The 20,610-nt window shown below is 68.5% G+C and carries 19 protein-coding genes and 1 pseudogene; 11 read left to right on the forward strand and 9 right to left on the reverse strand.

Annotated elements, in window-relative coordinates; genetic code table 11:
- Positions 1–11 precede the first annotated feature (11 nt).
- A complete protein-coding gene (locus tag C7T91_RS39460; protein ID WP_407943294.1) occupies positions 12–191 on the forward strand; it encodes a hypothetical protein in 180 nt (59 codons plus the stop codon).
- Between the two features lie 1,534 nt (positions 192–1,725).
- On the opposite strand, the gene C7T91_RS12690 is transcribed toward C7T91_RS39460, so the two are convergent.
- Together C7T91_RS12690 and C7T91_RS12695 are read right to left on the reverse strand one after the other, a co-directional pair.
- Positions 1,726–1,962: a thioredoxin family protein gene (locus C7T91_RS12690; protein ID WP_108259573.1), complete on the reverse strand. Its 237-nt coding sequence runs from the start codon at positions 1,960–1,962 to the stop codon at positions 1,726–1,728.
- Positions 1,963–1,982: 20 nt separating this feature from the next.
- Positions 1,983–3,035 (reverse strand): permease, encoded by a 1,053-nt coding sequence (locus C7T91_RS12695; RefSeq protein ID WP_108259574.1) that lies wholly within the window; start codon positions 3,033–3,035, stop codon positions 1,983–1,985.
- A gap of 327 nt (positions 3,036–3,362) precedes the next feature.
- On the opposite strand from C7T91_RS12695, the gene C7T91_RS12700 reads away from it, so the two are divergent.
- The 5 genes from C7T91_RS12700 to C7T91_RS12725 all read left to right on the forward strand — a co-directional run bounded on the left by C7T91_RS12700 (position 3,363) and on the right by C7T91_RS12725 (position 7,944).
- Positions 3,363–4,310 (forward strand): ABC transporter ATP-binding protein, encoded by a 948-nt coding sequence (locus tag C7T91_RS12700; RefSeq protein WP_236638208.1) that lies wholly within the window; start codon positions 3,363–3,365, stop codon positions 4,308–4,310.
- Positions 4,311–4,533: 223 nt separating this feature from the next.
- A complete protein-coding gene (gene tssB, locus C7T91_RS12710) occupies positions 4,534–5,043 on the forward strand; it encodes a type VI secretion system contractile sheath small subunit (protein WP_108259575.1) in 510 nt (169 codons plus the stop codon).
- 3 nt (positions 5,044–5,046) lie between these two features.
- Entirely contained in the window at positions 5,047–6,540 is a 1,494-nt protein-coding gene (gene tssC / locus C7T91_RS12715) for a type VI secretion system contractile sheath large subunit (RefSeq protein WP_108259576.1), read from the forward strand.
- 91 nt (positions 6,541–6,631) lie between these two features.
- Positions 6,632–7,117 carry an Hcp family type VI secretion system effector gene (locus C7T91_RS12720; RefSeq protein WP_108259577.1) on the forward strand — a complete coding sequence of 162 codons (486 nt, stop codon included), beginning with the start codon at positions 6,632–6,634 and terminating at the stop codon, positions 7,115–7,117.
- A 74-nt stretch (positions 7,118–7,191) separates the two neighbouring features.
- Positions 7,192–7,944 carry a type VI secretion system accessory protein TagJ gene (locus C7T91_RS12725; RefSeq protein WP_108259578.1) on the forward strand — a complete coding sequence of 251 codons (753 nt, stop codon included), beginning with the start codon at positions 7,192–7,194 and terminating at the stop codon, positions 7,942–7,944.
- Here the strand turns inward: C7T91_RS12725 and C7T91_RS12730 are convergent.
- From C7T91_RS12730 to C7T91_RS12745, 4 genes are read right to left on the reverse strand one after another with little or no spacing between them, the layout of a single operon-like run.
- Positions 7,827–8,276, reverse strand: a complete 450-nt coding sequence (locus C7T91_RS12730; RefSeq protein ID WP_145962870.1) for an HpcH/HpaI aldolase family protein — start codon at positions 8,274–8,276, stop codon at positions 7,827–7,829. The two genes, C7T91_RS12725 and C7T91_RS12730, sit on opposite strands and share 118 nt — an antisense overlap.
- Before the next feature lie 4 nt (positions 8,277–8,280).
- Complete coding sequence (gene hpaH / locus C7T91_RS12735; RefSeq protein WP_108259579.1) at positions 8,281–9,081, reverse strand: 2-oxo-hept-4-ene-1,7-dioate hydratase; 801 nt, start codon at positions 9,079–9,081, stop codon at positions 8,281–8,283.
- Positions 9,075–9,950, reverse strand: a complete 876-nt coding sequence (locus C7T91_RS12740) for a fumarylacetoacetate hydrolase family protein (protein ID WP_108259580.1) — start codon at positions 9,948–9,950, stop codon at positions 9,075–9,077. Before C7T91_RS12740 ends, hpaH begins: the two co-directional genes overlap by 7 nt.
- A gap of 11 nt (positions 9,951–9,961) precedes the next feature.
- Positions 9,962–11,326 carry an NAD-dependent succinate-semialdehyde dehydrogenase gene (locus tag C7T91_RS12745; protein ID WP_108259581.1) on the reverse strand — a complete coding sequence of 455 codons (1,365 nt, stop codon included), beginning with the start codon at positions 11,324–11,326 and terminating at the stop codon, positions 9,962–9,964.
- On the opposite strand from C7T91_RS12745, the pseudogene C7T91_RS35595 reads away from it, so the two are divergent.
- Positions 11,256–12,047: pseudogene (locus C7T91_RS35595) on the forward strand (carboxylesterase family protein); the annotation flags it as partial. The gene C7T91_RS12745 and the pseudogene C7T91_RS35595 sit on opposite strands and share 71 nt — an antisense overlap.
- Before the next feature lie 84 nt (positions 12,048–12,131).
- Here C7T91_RS35595 and C7T91_RS39465 read toward each other — a convergent pair.
- From C7T91_RS39465 to C7T91_RS12765, 3 genes are read right to left on the reverse strand one after another with little or no spacing between them, the layout of a single operon-like run.
- Positions 12,132–12,773, reverse strand: coding sequence for a TetR/AcrR family transcriptional regulator (locus C7T91_RS39465; protein WP_201742090.1), 642 nt, complete (start codon positions 12,771–12,773; stop codon positions 12,132–12,134).
- 50 nt (positions 12,774–12,823) lie between these two features.
- Entirely contained in the window at positions 12,824–15,934 is a 3,111-nt protein-coding gene (locus tag C7T91_RS12760) for an efflux RND transporter permease subunit (protein ID WP_108259582.1), read from the reverse strand.
- Between the two features lie 10 nt (positions 15,935–15,944).
- Positions 15,945–16,712: an efflux RND transporter periplasmic adaptor subunit gene (locus C7T91_RS12765; protein ID WP_236638209.1), complete on the reverse strand. Its 768-nt coding sequence runs from the start codon at positions 16,710–16,712 to the stop codon at positions 15,945–15,947.
- Between the two features lies 1 nt (position 16,713).
- Here C7T91_RS12765 and C7T91_RS12770 point away from each other — a divergent pair, with 1 nt between their 5' ends.
- The 4 genes from C7T91_RS12770 (at position 16,714) to C7T91_RS12785 (ending at position 20,194) form a co-directional block, all read left to right on the forward strand.
- On the forward strand, positions 16,714–16,992 hold the full coding sequence (locus C7T91_RS12770; RefSeq protein WP_108259584.1) for a PI-PLC domain-containing protein: 279 nt from the start codon (positions 16,714–16,716) through the stop codon (positions 16,990–16,992).
- A gap of 18 nt (positions 16,993–17,010) precedes the next feature.
- A complete protein-coding gene (locus C7T91_RS12775) occupies positions 17,011–18,210 on the forward strand; it encodes a GNAT family N-acetyltransferase (RefSeq protein ID WP_108259585.1) in 1,200 nt (399 codons plus the stop codon).
- A 68-nt stretch (positions 18,211–18,278) separates the two neighbouring features.
- Positions 18,279–18,818, forward strand: a complete 540-nt coding sequence (locus tag C7T91_RS12780) for an LOG family protein (RefSeq protein ID WP_456237845.1) — start codon at positions 18,279–18,281, stop codon at positions 18,816–18,818.
- Positions 18,815–20,194 (forward strand): MBL fold metallo-hydrolase, encoded by a 1,380-nt coding sequence (locus C7T91_RS12785; protein WP_108259586.1) that lies wholly within the window; start codon positions 18,815–18,817, stop codon positions 20,192–20,194. The genes C7T91_RS12780 and C7T91_RS12785 overlap by 4 nt, the downstream gene beginning before the upstream one ends.
- Positions 20,195–20,610: the final 416 nt, after the last annotated feature.

Consider the following 20,610-nt stretch of genomic DNA (forward strand, 5'->3'; position numbering starts at 1 on the left):
CGCTGGCGCTGATGCTGAAGGACCTGAACCTCGCCGCGGAACTCGCCATCGGCAGCGGCGCGCCCATGCCCTTCGGCCAGCTCGCCCGCTCGATGCTGCAGGCGACGCTGAACGAATACGGCGAGGACAGCAATATCGACGACATCAAGAAGCTCGTCGCCTCCCAGACCGGGATCAGCTTTCCCGGCTGATTTTCCGGTCCGCGCCCGGGGGCTGGGTCAGCGCCTCGGGCACGGTCTTGGCGGCGCGGCGATGCGCGGTGCGCCCGGCCGCCGCCACCACCGTCTGCGTTCGTTATGCTCCGTCCTCCGGCCAGACCGGCAAGGCAGGCGACGGCGGCGAGAACCGAAAGCCCCATCGCGCCGCAGCCGACCGGGTTCACGTCGTAGAGATGCGCGCGCTTGAACTCCATGACGTTCGGCGCCAGCCCCAGCGGCTTCGACAGCGCGAGGTCGCCCGCCACCGCGCCGAGCCAGCCGGCCGCGACGATGGCGAAGAGGTCGAGGATGCTCTCCAGCGCGCGGAAGATGCCGAATTCCATCAGGAACAGCGCCAGCGCGACATTGAAGACCAGCCAGACCACCCGCCCCGGATGGGCATGGGTCAGCCGCGAGAAGGTGTTCGACCAGGCGATCGAGCCGGCATAGGCATTGGTGACGTTGATCTTCACCTGGCAGATGCAGACGAAGATCCCGGTCAGCGCCAGCGCCAGCCCGGGATGGCCGGTCACCCCCTCGAAGGCCATGCGGAACATCTCGGCGGGCTGCGCGGCCAGACCGGGCGGCGCCCCCGCGCCGAGCGCCATCCAGGCCAGCAGCGATCCCAGCGCCAGCTTGGCCGCCGCCAGGAGAACCCAGCCCGGCCCCGAGACCATGAGCCAGCCCCACCAGCCGCGGCCCCGCCGCGCCGGCATGAAGCGCAGGTAGTCGACCTGTTCGCCGATCTGCGGCAGGAGCGACATCAGGAGCGACAGCCCCGCCCCCACCATCAGCGGGTCGATGCCGCCGGTGCCGCCGCCCGCGAAGCCGGTCCAGGCCGGGACATCCACCGGCTCCGACAGCGCCAGCAGCAGGAGCGGCGCGGCCTGCAGCAGGAGCCAGGCGGGCTGGGTGGCGATCTGCAGCCGCGAGATGCGGCGGATGCCGAAGGCCGCGACCGGGATCACCACGAGCGCCGAGACCAGATGCGCCAGCCAGAGCGGCAGGCCCAGCACCATTTCCAGCGCCACCGACATGATGCTGGCCTCGATGGCGAAGAGCACGAAGGTGAAGGTCGCGTAGATCAGCGAGGTGACGGTGGAGCCGAGATAGCCGAAGCCGGCCGCGCGGGTCAGCAGGTCGATATCGAGCCCGGCCCGCGCCGCATTGGCGACGATCGGCAGGCCGATGGCGAAGGCGATCACGGCCAGCGCCGCGATGGCGGCGAGCGTGTTGGCGGTGCCGTGGGACAGGGTCAGCGCGCCGCCGATCGCCTCGCAGGCAAGGAAGGCCATCGCCCCCAGCGCGGTCTGCGCCACCCGCCGTGCGGGCAGCCGCGCCGCCCGCGCGGTGAAGCGCAGCGCGTAATCCTCGCGCGTCTCGTCGGCAACGTATTGATTGTACCTGCGCCGTTCCAGCGCGATCGTCTGCGCCTGCGTCATATGCCCTGCGCGCCACCTTCTACCCGGATCACCGGCCCATCATGGGGCTCCGCCGGAAAGGTGCAAGCGCATAGGACCGGGACAGGTCAGCCGCGCAGCCAGGATTGCAGCTTTTCCGGGTCCGGCAGCCCGCCGGAATGCACCAGCTTGCCGTCGACCGCGATGCCCGGCGTCGCCATCACCCCGGCCTGGGCGATGCTTTTCGGATCGACGACCTTGACCACGTCGACATCGATGCCGAGCGCGGTCGCGGTGTCGCGGACCATCTTGACCGCGCTGTCGCAGCGGCGGCAGCCGGGGCCGAAGACCTTGACGCTTTTCATGGGAGCCTCCTTTCAGGCGTTCAGAAGAGCAGGTTGAAGAGATAGCCGACGGCGAGGATGCCGCTGCCGACCACGCCGATGAAGACCGCGATCAGCCGGAGCGTCAGCACCTGGCGCAGGATGATCATCTCGGGCAGGCTGAGCGCGATGACGCTCATCATGAAGGCCAGCACGGTTCCCAGGGCAGCCCCCTTGCCGAGGAGCGCCTCGACCACCGGGATGACGCCCGCGGCATTGGTGTACATCGGGATGCCCATCAGCACCGCGGCCGGCACCGACCACCAGGTCCCGGCGCCCATGATCCGCACCATCAGATCCTCGGGCACGTAGCCGTGGATCGCCGCGCCGAGCGCGATCCCCGCGAGGATCCAGATCCAGACCCGGCCGAAGATCTCGCGCACCGAGCGCAGCCCCTCGCGGTAGCGGGCGGGCAAGGTCCGGCGCTCCTCGTCCAGCTCCGCGCCGCCCGCCTGGATGTCGCGGACCCAGTCCTGCAGCCAGTGCTCGAGATGCAGCTTGCCGATGACGAAGCCCGCGACGACGGCAAGGACGAGGCCGAAGCCGAGATACACAGCCGCCACCTGCCAGCCGACCAGGCCGAAGAGCATCACCAGCGCCACCTCGTTGACCATCGGCGCGGCAATCAGGAAGGAGAAGGTGACGCCCAGCGGCACCCCTGCCGAGACGAAGCCGATGAAGATCGGCACCGCCGAGCAGGAACAGAACGGCGTGACGATGCCCAGGCCCGCGGCCAGCACGTTGCCCGCCCCCTCGGCACGGCCCGAAAGCAGCGCGCGGGTGCGCTCGGCCGAGAAGAAGCTCCGGAGCACGCCCATGGCGAAGACCACGAGCAGGAGGAGCATCATCACCTTCGGCACGTCATAGAGGAAGAAGGCCAGCGCCTCGCCGAGATGGCTGTGGCGCTCGACCGGCAGGGCCGCGACCGCCGCCTCCGACAGCGCGGCGAGCTGGCGGTAGGCCAGCACCCAGACCAGGCCCGCAGCGGCGACGCCCGCATGCCAGAGACGCTCCGGCGCGGGATGCCGCGGGGCGTGAAGGTGTCCGGTGGCCATGGCGGCCTCCTTTCCGGTCATGCCGTTTTGCAAGGCAAGCTGCCCAACCTGTCAGCACATACCGCAATCTAGCATATTCGGCGGCAGCGCGCCCTGACCTGCGTCAGGCCGCCGAAATGCCGGGTTTTCGCGGGTTTTGCGGGGCCGGGAGGCGATTATGGCCGTTTCCGTGCGCTTTTTGGCAACGGTAACTGCTAAAATCGGTGCTTTTTCTTGGCCGCATTCAATGTCTGGTTGGCCGCAACACGTCCCGCCGCAAGGAATCCGCGCCCATGCCCTCCCGTCCCCGCACCGCTGCCCGCCCGCATTGCCCGACGGAGCGGCGCGATGGATAAGCGCGGCTATCTCCTGCTCGACGACGTGACCATCGCCTACGGCAAATCGGTCGCGGTGGACAGGCTGACGCTGGAGCTGGCCGAGGGCGAGCTATTGTCGCTGCTCGGCCCCTCGGGCTGCGGCAAGTCGACGACGCTGAGGATGATCGCGGGCTTCGTGCCGCCCGCCTCGGGCCATGTCATGCTGAACGGCCGCGACATCACCCGCCAGCCGCCGCACAAGCGAAATATCGGCGTGGTCTTCCAGTCCTACGCGCTGTTCCCGCATCTCTCGGCGCTGGAAAACGTCGGCTACGGGCTGAGGATGCGCAATGTCGCCAAATCCGAACGCCGCGAGCGCGCCAAGGCGGCGCTGGAGACTGTCGGGCTCGGCGCCTTCGCCGAACGGCTGCCCGGCAACCTCTCGGGCGGCCAGCAGCAGCGGGTGGCGCTGGCGCGTGCGCTGGTGATCGAGCCGGAGGTGCTGCTGCTCGACGAGCCGCTGTCGAACCTCGATGCCAACCTGCGCGCCGAGATGCGCGACGAGATCCGCGCGCTGCAGCAGCGCCTCGGCATCACCACGCTGTTCGTCACCCATGACCAGCAGGAAGCGCTGGCCATGTCCGACCGGATCGCGGTGATGAAGGACGGGCTGGTGCAGGAGCTGGGCGCGCCGCTGCAGCTCTGCGACGCGCCGCGCTCGGCCTTCACCGCCGGATTCCTCGGCGCGCGCACCGTGATCGACGGCCAGGTCGAGGCCGGCACGTTCCGCGCCAAGGGCGCCGGGAGGCTGCGGCGGGGCAGGAGCCCGGGGCGGCGAAGCCCGCGGCGGCGGCGCCGCCGGGCACGATCAGCTCGCCTGCGGATGTGCAGAAGGCGCTGGACCGGATCCTCGATTACTACCGCAAGCACGAGCCCTCGAGCCCGCTGCCGATCCTGCTGGAACGGGCGCGGCGACTGATCGGCGCGGATTTCGTGACCATAATGAAGGACATGGCGCCCTTGGGCGTCGAGAATGTCTACCTCATCGGCGGCATCGAGGAGCCCGAGGAATAGCCCCTGCTGCGGGCCTGGTCCGCGGCAGGCGAAAGTTTTTTTGAACCGGCGCGAAGACCGGGACGACGGACAGATGACAGTTCGGCTCCGAAGCGGGGCCGCGGCACAGGCCAGCCAGGGAGAACAGGATGGGAAGTTCGCAGAAATTCATTGCCCGCAACAGGGCGCCACGGGTGCAGATCGAGTATGACGTGGAACTCTACGGCGCCGAGAAGAAGGTCCAGCTGCCTTTCGTGATGGGGGTCATGTCCGATCTGGCGGGCAAGTCCGAAGTCGCGCAGCCGGGCATTGCCGACCGCAAGTTCCTCGAGATCGACGTCGACAATTTCGATGACCGGATGAAGGCGATGAAGCCGCGCGCGCAGTTCACCGTGAAGAACTCGCTGACCGGCGAGGGCAACCTGGCGGTCGACCTGACCTTCGAGAGCATGGACGATTTCTCGCCCGCCGCGATCGCCCGCAAGGTCGAGCCGCTGCGCGAGCTCCTCGAGGCGCGCGAGTCGCTGTCGAACCTGATGTCCTACATGGACGGCAAGCCGGGCGCCGAGGAGCTGCTGTCCGATGCGATGCGCAATCCCGAGCTTCTGAAGTCGCTGGCCGCGGCCGCGAAGCCCGCAGACGACGCCGGGGAGGAGTGACGCATGGCCGAAGAGGCAACCGAAGCCCAGGGCGGCGCAGCCGTCGCCGAGGAAACCGGATCCGACTTCTCCGCGCTGCTGCAGAAGGAGTTCCGTCCGCGCACCGATGCCGCGCAATCGGCGATCGAGGGCGCGGTCAAGACGCTGGCCGAGCAGGCGCTGGAGAATGCCGCGCTGATCTCGGATGACGTGCTGGCCTCGATCGAGAGCATGATCGCCGAGATCGACCGCAAGATGAGCGAGCAGATGAGCCTCGTTCTGCACAACGAGGAGTTCCAGAAGCTCGAGAGCGCCTGGCGCGGCCTGCATCACCTGGTGAACAACACCGAAACCGACGAGATGCTGAAGATCCGGGTGATGAACATCTCCAAGAAGGATCTCCACAAGACCCTCAAGAAGTTCAAGGGCACGGCCTGGGACCAGTCGCCGATCTTCAAGAAGCTCTACGAAGAGGAATACGGCCAGTTCGGCGGCGAGCCCTATGGCTGCCTCGTCGGCGACTACTATTTCGACCAGAGCCCGCCCGATGTCGAGCTCTTGGGCGAGATCGCCAAGGTTTCGGCGGCGATGCATTCGCCCTTCATCACCGGGGCGGAGCCGTCGCTGCTGCAATTCGACAGCTGGCAGGAGATGGCCAATCCGCGCGACCTGGCCAAGATCACCTCGACGCCGGAGTATGCCGCCTGGAACGCGCTGCGCGAAAGCGAGGACAGCAAGTATGTCGGCCTCGCCATGCCGCGCTTCCTCGGGCGCCAGCCCTATGGCGCGAAATCCGAGCCGGTGGAGGAATTCGCCTTCGAGGAGGATACCGGCAACGCGGAATCCGAGAACTTCGCCTGGGTCAACGCGGCCTATGCGATGGCGGTGAACATCAACCGCTCCTTCAAGGAATACGGCTGGTGCTCGCGCATCCGCGGCGTTGAATCGGGCGGCGCGGTGGAAAACCTGCCGACGCATACCTTCCCGACCGACGACGGCGGCGTGGACATGAAATGCCCGACCGAGATCGCGATCTCGGACCGCCGCGAGGCGGAGCTGGCGAAGCTCGGGCTGATGCCGCTGGTGCACCGCAAGAACACCAACCTGGCGGCCTTCATCGGCGCGCAGTCGCTGCACAAGCCCGCCGAATACGACGATCCCGACGCGACCGCGAATGCCAAGCTCGGCGCGCGGCTGCCCTATCTCTTCGCGACATGCCGTTTCGCCCACTACCTGAAATGCATGGTCCGCGACAAGGTCGGCTCCTTCAAGAGCCGGGACGACATGCAGCGCTGGCTGCAGAAATGGATCGAGCAGTACGTGGACTATTCCTCGGCGGTGTCCTCCGAGGAGGAAAAGGCCCGCAAGCCGCTCGCATCCGCCGAGGTGCTGGTGCAGGAGGACGAGTCCAATCCGGGCTACTACAAGTCCCAGTTCTTCCTGCGCCCGCATTACCAGCTCGAAGGCCTTTCGGTGTCGCTGCGGCTGGTCTCCAAGCTGCCGTCGGAAAAGACCTGACCTGACCCCCGGCCGGGCGGCGGGGAGGCCGCCCGGATCCATCCCAATTCATGGCGGCGCAGGCTGCCGGCATTTCTGAAGGAGAGGCGTTATGGCCGTAGACATGTTCCTCAACATCGAGGGCGAAATCGAGGGCGAATCCCAGGACAAGGAACACGCGAAGGAGATCGACGTCCTTGCATGGTCCTGGGGCGTCAGCCAGTCGGGCAGCTTCCACCATGGAGGCGGCGGCGGCTCCGGCAAGGCGAATTTCCAGGACATCTCGGTCACCAAGTGGATCGACAACGCATCGGTCCCGCTGATGCTCTACTGCGCCAATGGCGACCATTATCCCAAGGCCGTCCTGACCGTCCGCAAGGCCGGCAAGAAGCCGCTGGAATACCTGATCATCACCATGACCGACGTGCTGGTGACCTCGGTCTCCACCGGCGGATCGGGCGGCGAGGACAAGCTGACCGAGAACATCACGCTGAACTTCCGCGACGTCGAGGTGAAATACACCGAGCAGAAGAAGGACGGCACCGGCGGCACGCCGAAGGAGTTCAAGTGGAACATCGCCGAGAACGCGCCGAAGTGACCTGAGACCCCGGCGGCCGGGCCGACCCGGCCGCCCTTTCCCCCGCGACCCACCTTCCTGCCGGAGATCCGCCCGTGACGACAGCCACCGCCGATGCCGAAGCCCTTGTCCGGAACGGAGACCTCGGTGCGGGCCTCGCCGCGCTGCAGGATGCGGTGCGCGCCGATCCGTCGAATCCGAAACTGCGGATCTTCCTCTTCCAGCTCTTGTGCCTGACCGGAGACTGGAGCCGCGCCGTCGGCCAGCTCAAGCTCTGCGCCCAGCTCGATGCCGCCGCGCTGCCGATGGCCCAGGCCTACCGCGAGGCGATCATCTGCGAGGTCTTCCGCGAAAAGGTCTTCGCCGGCGAGAAGCAGCCCCTCGTGTTCGGCGAGCCGCAGGACTGGATCGCCCAGCTGATCGAGGCGCTGCGGCTCCTCGCGGCAGGCGATGCCGGGGCCGCCGCCGCGCTGCGCGATGCCGCCTTCGAGGCCGCGCCCGCGAGCCGCGGCACCCTGAACGGCCGCCCCTTCGACTGGATCGCCGATGCCGACAGCCGTCTCGGCCCGATCCTCGAGGCGGTGGTCAACGGCAAGTATTACTGGCTGCCGTTCAGCGCGATCTACCGGCTGGTGGCCGAGGCGCCCGCCGATCTGCGCGACGCGGTCTGGACGCCCTGCAACCTGACCCTGCAGAACGGCGGCGAATTCGTCGCGCTGATCCCGGCGCGCTATGCCGGAACGGCGGCCGCGGGCAGCGACGCCGAGAAGCTGTCGCGCGCCACCGCCTGGGAGGATGCCGGCGCCGCAACCTTCCCGCCGACGCCGCGCGCGCCCGCAGGCGCGTAGCGCACCGAACGGACGGCCTCTTCGGCCTGCGCGCCGCTTTCGATCATCGGCACCAGCAGGGTCTGCGCGCCGATATCGAGCATCTGCTTGATCCCGGCGCGGTCGTCGTCGCGGGTCCGCACCACAGCCGACGACCGGCCGCCGATGGCGCGCAGCTGATCGAGCACGTCGCGCAGCCCGTTCGGCCCGTGCTCGCCGTCGATGACCAGCCAGTCGAAGCCCATATGCGAGGCCAGTTCCGCCACCGACGCGTCGCCGAGACCGAGCCAGAGCCCGATCTGGGTGTCGCCGGCCTTCAGCCGTGCCTTGAAGCTGTTTGCAGGGGCAGGCATCGCGTCACCCGAAGCTGGCCGAGACCGAACCGAAGGGCCCGAAATCGGCATGGATCTTGGTGCCCGGCGGGCATTCGACCGGCGCGATGAACGAGCCCGACAGGACAACCTGCCCCGGCGCGATCCCCTGGCCGTACTGGCCCATCCGGCGGGCAAGCCAGACGAGGCCCTCGACCGGATCGTCGAGCACCCCGGCGCCGAGCCCGGTGGAGACCACCTCGCCGTTCTTCGACACGATGGCGCCGACCCAGCGCAGGTCATGCGCGTCGGGCAGATGCCGCTGCGCGCCCAGCACGATGCCGCCATTCGCGGCATTGTCGGACACGGTGTCGAAGATCTTGCGCGCCTGCCCGGTCTCGGGATCGGCGCGCAGGATGCGGGTGTCGAGGATCTCGATCGACGGCACCACGGCTTCGGTCGCGGCGAGGACATCGGCGCGGGTCGCGTCAGCCGTGATCGCGTGCTTCATCACGAAGGCGATCTCGACCTCGATGCGCGGCTGGATGAACCGGCCCGCGGGCACCACGGCGCCGTCGGCGAAGAGCATGTCGTCATAGATCACGCCGCTGTCGGGCGTGTCGATGCCGAGCGCATCCTGCATGACCTTGGAGGTCAGCCCGATCTTCCAGCCGATCACCTTGCGCCCCTGCGCCAGCTTGCGCGCCATCTGCGCCGACTGGATCGCATAGGCGTCGTCGAGCGTGATGCCCGGGAACTGCCGCGACAGGAGCCCGATCTGCGTGCGGCTGTCCTCTGCGGCCAGAAGCGCCTCGGCCGCTGCTTCCACCTCTGCGGTGTTCAGCATGGCTCGTCCTCCACGCCGTTCCGCAGGATGCCGATGCCCTGGGCTTCGACTTCGATGACGTCGCCGGGCTTCAGCCAGATCGGCGGGTCGAAGCGCGCGCCCGCCCCGGTCGGCGTGCCGCAGACGATCACGTCGCCCGGAACCAGCGTGCAGAAGGTCGAGACGTAGTTCACGATGTAGCGGAAATCGTACATCATCCGGGACGTCCGGTCCTGCTGGCGCACCTCGCCGTTGACGCGGGTGGTCAGTTCGATGTCGTCGAGCTGGGACGCGTCGCGGAACGGCACCAGCCAGGGGCCGATCGAGCCGGTCGAGTCCCAGTTCTTGCCTTGGGTGACGTTGAACTTGGCGTGGCGCACCCAGTCGCGGATCGTGCCCTCGTTGCAGAGGGTCAGCGCCGCGATATGGTCATAGGCGTCTTCCCTGGCGATCCGCCGCCCGGCCTTGCCGATGACGATGGTGACCTCGCCCTCGTAGTCGAGCTGCTCGGATTCCGGCGGGCGGACCAGGTTCTGGCCGTGGCCGGTGAAGCTGCGCGGGAAACGGATGAACATCGACGGCTTCGACGGCGCCGCCTGCCCGTCCTTGTACTCGGCATTGCGGTCGGGAAAGTTCACCCCGATGCAGATCAGCTTTTCCGGCCGGGCGATCGGGATGATGTACTCGACATCGGCCTCGGCCCAGGTCGGCGCGCGGCCTTCCGCGGCGGCGATCAGCTCTTCGAGCGCGCCGGCCTCCACGGCCTCCTGCAGCCCCTCGAAGCGGCTGCCATAGTCGGGGGTCAGGTCGATGATGCCTGCGTCGGTGACGACGCCGTAGCGGTCCTTGCCATCCGCGCGGAAGGCGGCAATGCGTGCGGGAATGTCCATGTCAGACCTCCTCAGGCGATCCCGCCGAAGCAGAGATACTTGATTTCAGTGAATTCCTCGATGCCGTAGCGCGATCCCTCGCGCCCGAGCCCCGAGAGCTTGATGCCGCCGAACGGCGCCTCGGCGGTGGAGATCAGCCCGGTATTGATGCCGACCATGCCGTATTCGAGCCGCTCGCCGACGGTCCAGGCGCGGGCCAGATCCTTCGTGTAGAAATACGAGGCCAGCCCGAATTCGGTATCGTTCGCCATCGCGACGACCTCGTCGTCGGTCTCGAAACGGAAGAGCGGCGCCAGCGGACCGAAGGTCTCCTCTCGGGCCACCGCCATCTCCTGGGTGACGCCGGTCAGGACGGTCGGCTCGAAAAAGGTGCCGCCCAGCTCGTGCGGCTTGCCGCCGGTCAGCACCGCGGCGCCCTTGGCGCGGGCATCGGCGATATGCTCTTCGACCTTGGCCACGGCAGCGGCGTCGATCAGCGGCCCGAAGGTGGTGTCATCCTCCATGCCGTCGCCGACCTTCAGCTCGGCGAGCCGCGCCGCCAGCTTGGCGGCGAAGGCGTCATAGACCCCGGCCTGGACATAGAGGCGGTTGGCGCAGACGCAGGTCTGGCCGTTGTTGCGGAATTTCGAGATGATCGCGCCCTCGACCGCCGCGTCCAGATCGGCATCGTCGAAGACGATGAAGGGCGCGTTGCCGCCGAGCTCCAGCGCCAGCTTCTTCACCGTCGGCGCCGACTGGCGCATCAGCTCGATGCCCACTTCGGTCGAGCCGGTGAAGGTCAGCTTGCGCACCGCCGGAGACGAGGTCATCACGCCGCCGATTTCGCGCGCCGAGCCGGTCACCACCGAGAAGAGCCCCGGCGGCAGCCCGGCCTGCTCGGCCAGGACGGCCAGCGCGATCGCGGAAAACGGCGTCTGCGCGGCGGGTTTCAGCACCATGGCGCAGCCCGCAGCCAGCGCGGGACCGGCCTTGCGGGTGATCATCGCGTTGGGGAAGTTCCACGGCGTGATCGCCGCGACCACGCCCACCGGCTGCTTGACCACGACGATGCGCTTGTCGGGCGCATGGCCCGGGATCACGTCGCCGTAGACCCGGCGGGCCTCCTCGGCGAACCATTCGACGAAGGACGCGCCATAGAGGATCTCGCCCTTCGCCTCGGCCAGCGGCTTGCCCTGCTCCATGGTCAGGATGCGCGCCAGCTCGTCGGCATGCTCGACCATCAGCTCGTACCAGCGGCGCAGGATCGCGGCGCGCTCCTTGGCGGTCTTCGCCGCCCAGGCGGGCTGCGCGGCCTCGGCCGCCGCGATGGCGGCCCCGCTGCCCTGCGGCGCGCTGCGCGGAGAGGTGTCCGGAGACGTGGCCGCCTGGAAGGGCATTCCCTATGCCGCCCCGCCGACCGGTCCGCTGCGCTGGCGTGCCCCGCAGCCTGTCATGCCCTGGCAGGGGCTGCGCGATGCCACCGCCTACGGCCATGACTGCATGCAGGCGCCGGTCGATGTCGATGCCGCGCCCTTGGGCGCCGAGCCGGACGAGGACGGCCTTTATCTCAACCTCTGGCGGCCCGCCGCGGCCGCCCATGGCCTGCCGGTGCTGGTCTGGATCCATGGCGGCGCCTTCCTCAATGGCGGCGCCTCGCCCGCGACCTATTCCGGCGCCGCGCTGGCGCGGCAGGGCATCGTGTTCGTCGGCATCAACTACCGGCTCGGCCGGTTCGGCACCTTTGCCCATCCGGCGCTGACCGCCGCCGACGAGGAGCGCGGGCTCTTCGGCAATTACGGGCTCTTGGACCAGATCGCGGCGCTGGACTGGGTGCGGGACAACGTGGCGGCCTTCGGCGGCGATCCCGGCAATGTCACGGTGATGGGCGAGAGCGCGGGCGGCGCTTCGGTGCATTACCTCGCCACCTCGCCGCGGGCGCAGGGGCTGTTCCACAAGGCCGTGATCCTTTCGGGCATGAACGGCGAACGCCCGGGCACCGCCACGCAGGCCGAGATGGAGGCCGTCGGCGCGGCCTTTGCCGCCCGCCACGGCATTGCCGGAAACGGGCCGGAGGCGCTGGCCGCACTGCGACTGGCAGCCGCGGCCGATGCCCGCCGCAGGCGCCCGGCCGCGGCATCTCCATCCTCGCGCTGCCGTGCTGCGGTCAGGGCAAGGAGGGGGCCGTCGGCGGGCCGCTCCCGGTCAATTGCCGCATCCCGCGGCATGACCTGCGGCACATCCTTCCGACAGGAGGCGTGCATAGCTTTCCGCGAGGGCGGCCCGGTCTTCGGGACAGGCCGCGGAACAGAAGATCTGCCTGAGCATTCCCGCGGATACCCTGGCGATGACCTTCGGCGGGATGTCGGCGCGCAGCGCGCCCCTGGCCTGGTCGTGGGCGGCATGTCCGGCCAGGCAATCGGCGAGATGCTCGAAGGTATCCTGCGCGCAGGGCGCCTCGAGCAGGCACAGCCGCGTCGCCGCGGAATTCCGCTCCATGTAGTCGAGGATGCCGAGCAGGACCGGCACGGCCCTGTCGCGCAGGGGGGCGCCGGACCCGGCCTGCACGGCGGCGGCTTCTGCGACTGCCTTGCCGAGCCCGCTCCGGTAGCCAGCCACGATCGCCTCCTGGCTGGCTTCCTTGGCAGGGAAATGGCGGTAGAATGTCGGCTTGCTGACCCGTGCTTCGCGGACGATGTCGTCGACGGTGGCCCCGTGAAAGCCGTTGCGGGTGAAGACGGCCGTCGCGGCGGAGAGGATGCGGGCCCGGGCGGCGCGGATCTGCTCGGGCGTGCGGCGGCGTCCGTCCCGTCCGGCGGTCCGGGGTGTTCCCTCTTTTGGCGGCATGCTGGAAAATCCGTTTCGGCGGCAGCCCCGCAGGGCCGCCGCCGGTGCCGCTATGCGGCGGCTGCGGCCTTGCGGTCTCCGCGCATCCGGGCGGCGAGCCCGAGGACGAAGACGAAGAACACCGGGACGAAGAAGATCGCCAGGATGGTCGCCGTGACCATGCCGCCGATCACGCCGGTGCCGATCGCGTTCTGCGAGGCCGCCGAGGCCCCGGTGGCGATCGCCATCGGCACCACGCCGAGCGTGAAGGCCATCGAGGTCATCAGGATCGGCCGGAAGCGCAGCCGCGCCGCCTCGATCGCCGCGTCTCCGAGGCTCATGCCCTGTTCGCGCAGCTCCTTGGCGAATTCGACGATCAGGATCGCGTTCTTGGCCGAAAGCCCGATGATCGCGATCAGCCCGACCTTGAAATAGACGTCGTTCGGCATGTCGCGCAGCATCACCGCGGCGACGCAGCCGATCACGCCCAGGGGCACCACCAGCATCACCGAGAGCGGGATCGCCCAGCTTTCGTAGAGCCCGGCGAGCAGCAGGAAGACGAAGAGGATCGACATCGCGAAGAGCAGCATGGAGGTGTTGCCCGAGCTGATCTCCTCCAGCGTCTGGCCGGTCCATTCATAGGCGAAGCCCTGCGGCAGGTCGGCGGCGAGCCGCTCCATCTCGGCGACGGCGGCGCCGGAGGAGAAGCCCGGCAGCGCGTTCCCGGCGATCCGCACCGAGGGGTAGCCGTTATAGCCAACCACCTGCGACGGCCCGGTGTTCCAGGACACGGCCGCGAAGGAGGAGAACGGCACCATGCCGCCATTGGCGTTGCGCACCGTCAGGTCGAGGATCTGCTCGGCCTGCATCCGGCTGCCCTCGGCGGCCTGGACGATCACGCGCTGCATCCGGCCCTGGTTCGGGAAGTCGTTGACATAGCTCGAGCCGAGGCTGGCGCTGATCGTCTGGTTGATGTCGGCGAAGGACACGCCGAAGGTCTGCGCCTTGTCGCGGTCGATGTCGATCGTGACCTGCGCCGCTTCGGGCATGCCCTCGATGCGCAGCCCGGTGACGACGCCGCCGTCCTGGGCGGCGGCCATCAGCTGCCGCGCCGCGTCGTTCAGCGCGTCCTGCCCCTGGCCGGAGCGGTCCTGGAGCCGGAAGGTGAAGCCGCCCGAGGTGCCGAAGCCCGGGATGGCCGGCGGCGACAGCGAGTAGATCTGCGCGTCGCGCTTGGCGGAGAGCGCCATGTTGCCCGCATCCGCGATCTCCTGCGCCGAGCGGTCCCGCTCCGCCCAGTCGGTGAAGGTGACGAAGGACAGGCCGGCATTCGGCCCCTGGCCGGAGAAGGAGAAGCCGCGGATCGTCACCACGTTGGTCACGGCATCGTCGGACCCGTAGTAATCCGTGATCGCCTGCAGGGCGCCGTCGGTCCTCTGCGAGCTGGCGGTCGGCGGGGTCTGCACGTCGGCGATGATGAAGCCCTGGTCTTCGTTCGGCAGGAAGGAGGTCGGCAGCGAGGTGAAGCCGAGCCCGGTCAGCCCGACGATCGCGAGATAGAAGACCATGACCAGCCCGCTGCGCCGGGTGATCAGCTTGACCCCGCCGGAATAGCGGCTGGTCAGCGCGTCGAAGCGGCGGTTGAACCAGCCGAAGAAGCCGCGCTTCTCGTGATGGCCGGTGATCGGCTTGAGGAAGGTTGCGCAGAGCGCCGGGGTCAGGGTCAGCGCGAGGAAGGCCGAGAACAGGATCGACACGACCATGGTCAGCGCGAATTGGCGGTAGATGATGCCGGTGGAGCCGGGGAAGAAGGCCATCGGGATGAACACCGCCGCCAGAACCAGCGTGATGCCGATGATCGCGTTCGAAATCTCGCCCATCGCCTTCTGCGTGGCCTCCTTCGGCCCGAGCCCCTCCTGCGCCATGATGCGCTCGACATTCTCGATGACCACGATGGCGTCGTCGACGAGGATGCCGATCGCCAGCACCATGGCGAACATGGTCAGAACGTTGATCGAGAAGCCCGCCACCAGCATGACCGCCAGCGTGCCCGCCAGCGCGATCGGCACCACGATGGTCGGGATCACCGTGTAGCGGAAGTTCTGCAGGAACAGGAACATCACGATGAAGACCAGCACCACCGCCTCGATCAGCGTGTGGATCACCTTGGAGATCGACTTCTCGACGAAGGGTGCGGTGTCATAGGGGATCGTGTATTCGACGCTGTCGGGGAAGTACTGCTCCAGCTCGGCCATTACCGCGCGCACCGCTTCGGAGGTGGCCAGCGCGTTGCCGGTCGACGAAAGTTGCACGCCCACGGCCGCCGAGGGCTGGCCGTTCAGCCGCGAGGCGAAGTTGTAGGTATCCGCGCCCACCTCGACCTCGGCCACGTCGCGCAGCCGCACGGTCGAGCCGTCGGAATTGGCGCGCAGCACGATATCGGCAAATTGTTCGGCATCGGTCAGCTGGCCGCGCACCAGCACGGTCGCGGTCAGCTGCGTGCCCACCGGGTTCGGGTCGGCGCCGATCTGTCCCGCGGCGACCTGCGCGTTCTGCGCCTGGATCGCGGCTGCGACATCCGCCGGGGTCATGTTGAGCCCGGTCAGCTTGTCGGGATCGAGCCAGATCCGCATCGCCCGCTCAGAGGCGAAGACCTGCGCGCGGCCGACCCCGTCGATGCGGCGGATCTCGTTCACCACGTTGCGGTTGATGTAGTCCCCGAGCGCGACATCGCTCATCGAGCCGTCGGACGAGGTCAGCGAGACCATCATCAGGAAGCCGGCGCCGGCCTCCTGCACGTTGACGCCCTGATCGACCACGGTGCCGGGCAGGACCGGCTCGACCCGGCTGACGGCGTTCTGCACGTCGACCTGCGCGGTGCCGACATCGGTGCCGGGCGCGAAGGTCGCGGTGATCGAGATCGCGCCCGACACGTCGGAGGTCGACTCGAAATACTGGATGCCCTGGATGCCGTTCAGCTCTTCCTCGATGGGCTGGGCGACGGACTGGTACATCTCGGTCGGCGTGGCGCCGGTATAGTTGGTGGAGATCTGGATCTGCGGTGGCGCGACATTGGGATATTGCGCCACCGGCAGCTGCGGCAGGGCCAGGAGGCCGGCGATCACGATGAAGATCGCGATCACCCAGGCCAGGACCGGGCGGAGAATGAAGAACTGTGCCATGGTCCGGTCCTTACTGGGCGGGAACTGCGGCGCGGACGGCCTGGGCGGGCTGCCAGGCTTCGGGTGCGGCGGCGGCCCCCGGCGACAGCTTCTGCGCGCCCTCGACCACGACGCGGTCGCCCGCGGCAAGGCCTTCGTCGACCAGCCAGCGGGTGCCCATCGTGGCGCCCAGCGTCACCGGCCGCGCTTCCGCGGTGTCGTCCTGCGACAGGACATAGACGAAGGGCGCGCCCTCGCCGTCGCGCTGCACCGCCATCTGCGGGATGGTCAGCGCGTCCTGCCGGGTCGCCTGCTCGATCTGGACCCGGACATAGAGCCCCGGCAGCAGGTCGCCCTCGGGATTGGGGAATTCGGCGCGCAGCGTGACCTGCCCGGTCGAGGGATCGACGGTCGCCTCCGAGAACAGCAGCCGCCCGGCAGGGCCGTAGCTGCTGCCGTCGTCATAGGTCATGTGCACCCGCGCCTCGTCGGGCGCCGCCGCGACCAGCTGGCCCGCTGCCATTGCGCGGCGCAGCGCCAGCACCTGCGCGACCGACTGGGTGAAATCGGCATAGACCGGATCGAGCTGCTGGATCGTCGCCATGACGTCGGCCTGCGCCGTCACCAGCGCGCCTTCGGTGATCGTCGCCCGGCCGATCGTGCCGGCGATCGGCGCCCGCACCTCGGTATAGTCGAGGTTCAGCTGCGCCTCGTCCAGAACCGCCTGCGCGGCGGCCACGTCGGCCTCGGCCTGGGCCAGCGCGGTCTGCGCGTCGCGATAGGCCGAGTCGGAGGACACGTTGCGCTCGCGCAGCTCGGCCTGGCGGTCGGCATCAACCAGGCGGGCGCTCGACCCGCGCGACTACGGCGCGGGCTTCATCTCGCACGGGATGCGCGAGCGCGCCGCTCCCTGGCTCGGACCGCTGCGCGCGGCCGGCCTGCCGATCCTCGCCTGGACCGTGCGCAGCCCCGAAGAGGAGGCAGAGGCCCGCCGCTTTGCCGCAAATATCACCTTCGAGCGATACCGGCCCGCGGCGCCCGATGCGGATCTTGACCCCGGCAGCACGCCGTCCAATTGATGGGGCATGACCCATCCCATGCCCAGCGATGATGCCCTGCTCGAGGTTTCCGCCATCGGGAGCCTCGACGCCATTCCGGCCGCGGAATGGGACGCCTGCGCCTGCCCCGAGACAGCCGATGGCGGCCCGCCCCTCGACCCGTTCACCACCCACCGCTTCCTGAAGGCGCTGGAGGACAGCCGCTCGGTCGGCGGCCGCTCCGGCTGGCAGCCGCGCTATCTCGTCGTGCGCCACGGCACCGAGACGGTGGCCTGCGCGCCGCTCTACGCCAAGGGCCACAGCCAGGGCGAATACATCTTCGACCACAACTGGGCCCATGCCTACGAGCAGGCAGGCGGGCGCTACTATCCGAAGCTGCAGATCGCCGTGCCCTTCACCCCGGCGACCGGACGGCGCTTCCTGACGAAGCCCGGCTGGGAGCGCGCGGGCACCGAGGCGCTGATCCAGGGCGCGGTCCAGGTGGCCGAAAGCCACGGGCTGAGCTCGGTCCATGCCACCTTCTGCACCGGCACGGAGGCCGCGCGCGGCAGCAACATGGGGCTGATGCACCGCGTCACCCAGCAATTCCACTGGCTGAACGACGGCTATGCCGATTTCGACGGCTTCCTCGCCTCGCTCAGCTCGCGCAAGCGCAAGAACATCCGCAAGGAACGCGCCACCGCGCAGGGCTTCGGCGGCGAAATCCTGCGGCTGACCGGCGAGCAGATCGAGCCGCATCACTGGGACGCGGTCTGGGCCTTCTACCAGGACACCGGCAGCCGCAAATGGGGGACGCCGTACCTGACGCGGGACTTCTTCGCGCAGGCGCATGCCCATCTGCGCGGCGACGTCATGCTGGTGCTGGCGATGCGGAACGGGCGGCCGGTGGCCGGGGCGCTGAACTTCCTCGGGCGCGAGTCGCTTTTCGGCCGCTACTGGGGCGCGATCGAGCATCATCCCTGCCTGCATTTCGAGGCCTGCTACTACCAGGCGATCGACCACGCGATCGAGACCGGGCTGAAACGGGTCGAGGCCGGGGCACAGGGCGAGCACAAGCTGGCCCGCGGCTACCTGCCCGCCGCCACGCATTCGCTGCACTGGGTCGCCAACGAGAGCTTCGCCCATGCGATCGGCGAATATCTCGAGGCCGAACGCGCCGCGGTGGACGAAGAGATCGAGATCCTCACCAGCTACGGCCCGTTCCGGCGCGACGGGACGGAGCGGGACGACCAGGACTAGTCCGCCGCGCCGGGGCCCCCGGGCCGCGTCTCCTGCCGGACGCACTGCGGAGCCGGGGACCAGCCGACATGCAGGCCCGGCAGGCCTCGGGGCGGCCCGGCAACAGGCTGGTCGTGGTGACGGGCGGCGGGCCCGGCATGATGGAGGCCGCCAACCGCGGCGCCAGCGAGGCCGGGGCGCGGACGGCCGGGCTCAACATCACGCTGCCGCAGGAGCAGTATCCGAACCCCTATGTCACGCCGGAGCTGTGTTTCAGCTTCCGCTATTTCGGCATGAGGAAGCTGCATTTCCTGATGCGGGCGCGGGCGCTGGTGGTGTTTCCCGGCGGCTACGGCACGCTCGACGAATTGTTCGAGACGCTGACCCTGATCCAGACGCGCAAGATCCGGCCGGTTCCGGTGGTTCTGGTCGGCCGCGCCTTCTGGGAGCGGGCCGTGGATTTCGACTTCCTCGTCGAGGAGGGGGTGATCGATCCGGAGGACCGGGACCTGTTCTGGTTCGCAGAAACCGCGCAGGAGATCTGGGAGGACATCCGGCGCTGGTACGACCTGGCAGGGCGGCCGATGACCGGCGCGCCCGCCCACTGTGCCGAGGAGGGGCTGGCATGAGGATTTCGTTTCACGGGGCGGCCGGGCAGGTCACCGGCTCCTGCCATCTGGTCGAATGCGGCGGCCGCCGCATCCTGATCGATTGCGGCATGTTCCAGGGCGGGCACAACCTGCACGAGGAGAACGCCGCCGAGTTCGGCTTCGAGCCGCGCGACATCGATCTCGTGCTGCTGACCCATGCCCATCTCGACCATTGCGGGCGGCTGCCGCTGCTGGTCAAGCGCGGCTTCGAGGGCGAGATCATCTCCACCTCGGCGACTGCGGATCTCGCGCGTCTGGTGATGCTCGATTCGGCGCATCTGCACGAGGAGGATGCCCGCCGCCACCACCGCCACGGCGAGCGCGGCGGCAATTACGAACCGCTCTACGATACGATGGATGCGCTCGACGCGGTCGACAGCTTCGGCCGCAAGGTCCGGTACCGCCAGCGGATCAAGCTCTTCCCGGGGATCGCCGCCACCTATTTCGATGCCGGGCACATCCTCGGCTCCGCCTCGATCCTGCTGGAGCTGGACGAGGACGGCGACAAGCGGCGCGTGCTGTTCTCGGGCGATATCGGTCCGGGCGACCGGCCGCTGCTGAACCCGCCGGTGCCGCCGGGCAATGCCGATGTGGTGATCCTCGAGTCGACCTATGGCGACCGCGACCACCGCTCGCTCGACAGTTCGATTTCGGAATTCCTCGCCGCCATCCACCGGGCCGACGAGCGCGGCGGCCGGGTGATCATCCCGACCTTCGCGATGGAGCGCGCTCAGGAGCTGCTGTGGTTCCTGCGGCAGGGGATGGAGGACGGACGGCTGCGCAGCTCGCTGCGGGTCTACCTGGATTCGCCGATGGCGATCTCGGCCACGCGGATCTTCGGCCGCCACCCGGAAGCGATGCGCGCCGAACTGGCTGCGATGATCTGCGACGGCAAGGACCCGTTCCGCCTGCCCAAGCTGCACTTCGTCCACGAGGCGCGGGACTCGATGATGCTCAACCGCGGCGACGCGCCCTCGATCATCATGGCGGGATCGGGCATGTGCACCGGCGGCCGGGTCCGCCACCACCTGCGCCACAACCTGGGCAAGCCGGAAAGCAGCGTCATCTTCGTCGGCTATGCGGCGGCGGGGACGCTGGCGCGGATCATCATCGACGGCGCGCGCGAGGTGAAGCTGTTCGGCGAGCACATTCCGGTCCGGGCGCAGATCCACACGATCAACGGATTTTCCGCCCATGCCGGGGCGAGCGACCTGAAGCTCTGGCATGCCCGCACCGGCTCGCCCGGACGGACCTTCCTGGTGCATGGCGAGACCAAGGCGCTCAAGGCACTGTCGAAGGCATTGGGACCGGAGCGCACCGAAATCCCGGAGATGCACCAGAGCTACGAGCTCTGACCGTTCACGGCCGCGGCAGCTGCGGACAGAACTTCATGCGGCCCGGCGCCACATGTCCGCTATACCGTGCGGACCGCCGAGAATGCTTGAATCGCCAAGGATTTAACGTGGTAGAGCACGCTAGGACAGCTGTCAATTCTTGAATTCCGACGTGGAGATTTGTTTAACGGTGCGTAAATTCTGCGTGATCAGGCGGTGTTCCCGGAGGAGGGCTGCCGGTCGGTAATTTCAAGTCGCGGCAGCTTTGCCGGAGTTTTTTTCCTGGGGGGGAAAATGAACATTCTCACGTCCGACATTCAGGTCAATGCGTTCACGTCCGGAAACCAGAGCCAGCAGAAGGTGCTCGTCCTTCCCTCCGGCGATCTCGCGGTGGTCTACACCTCCGAGGGCGCTGACGGGTCGGGCACCGGGATCTT

Origin of the sequence: Mangrovicoccus ximenensis, from assembly GCF_003056725.1 — a bacterium.
Classification (GTDB): domain Bacteria; phylum Pseudomonadota; class Alphaproteobacteria; order Rhodobacterales; family Rhodobacteraceae; genus Mangrovicoccus; species Mangrovicoccus ximenensis.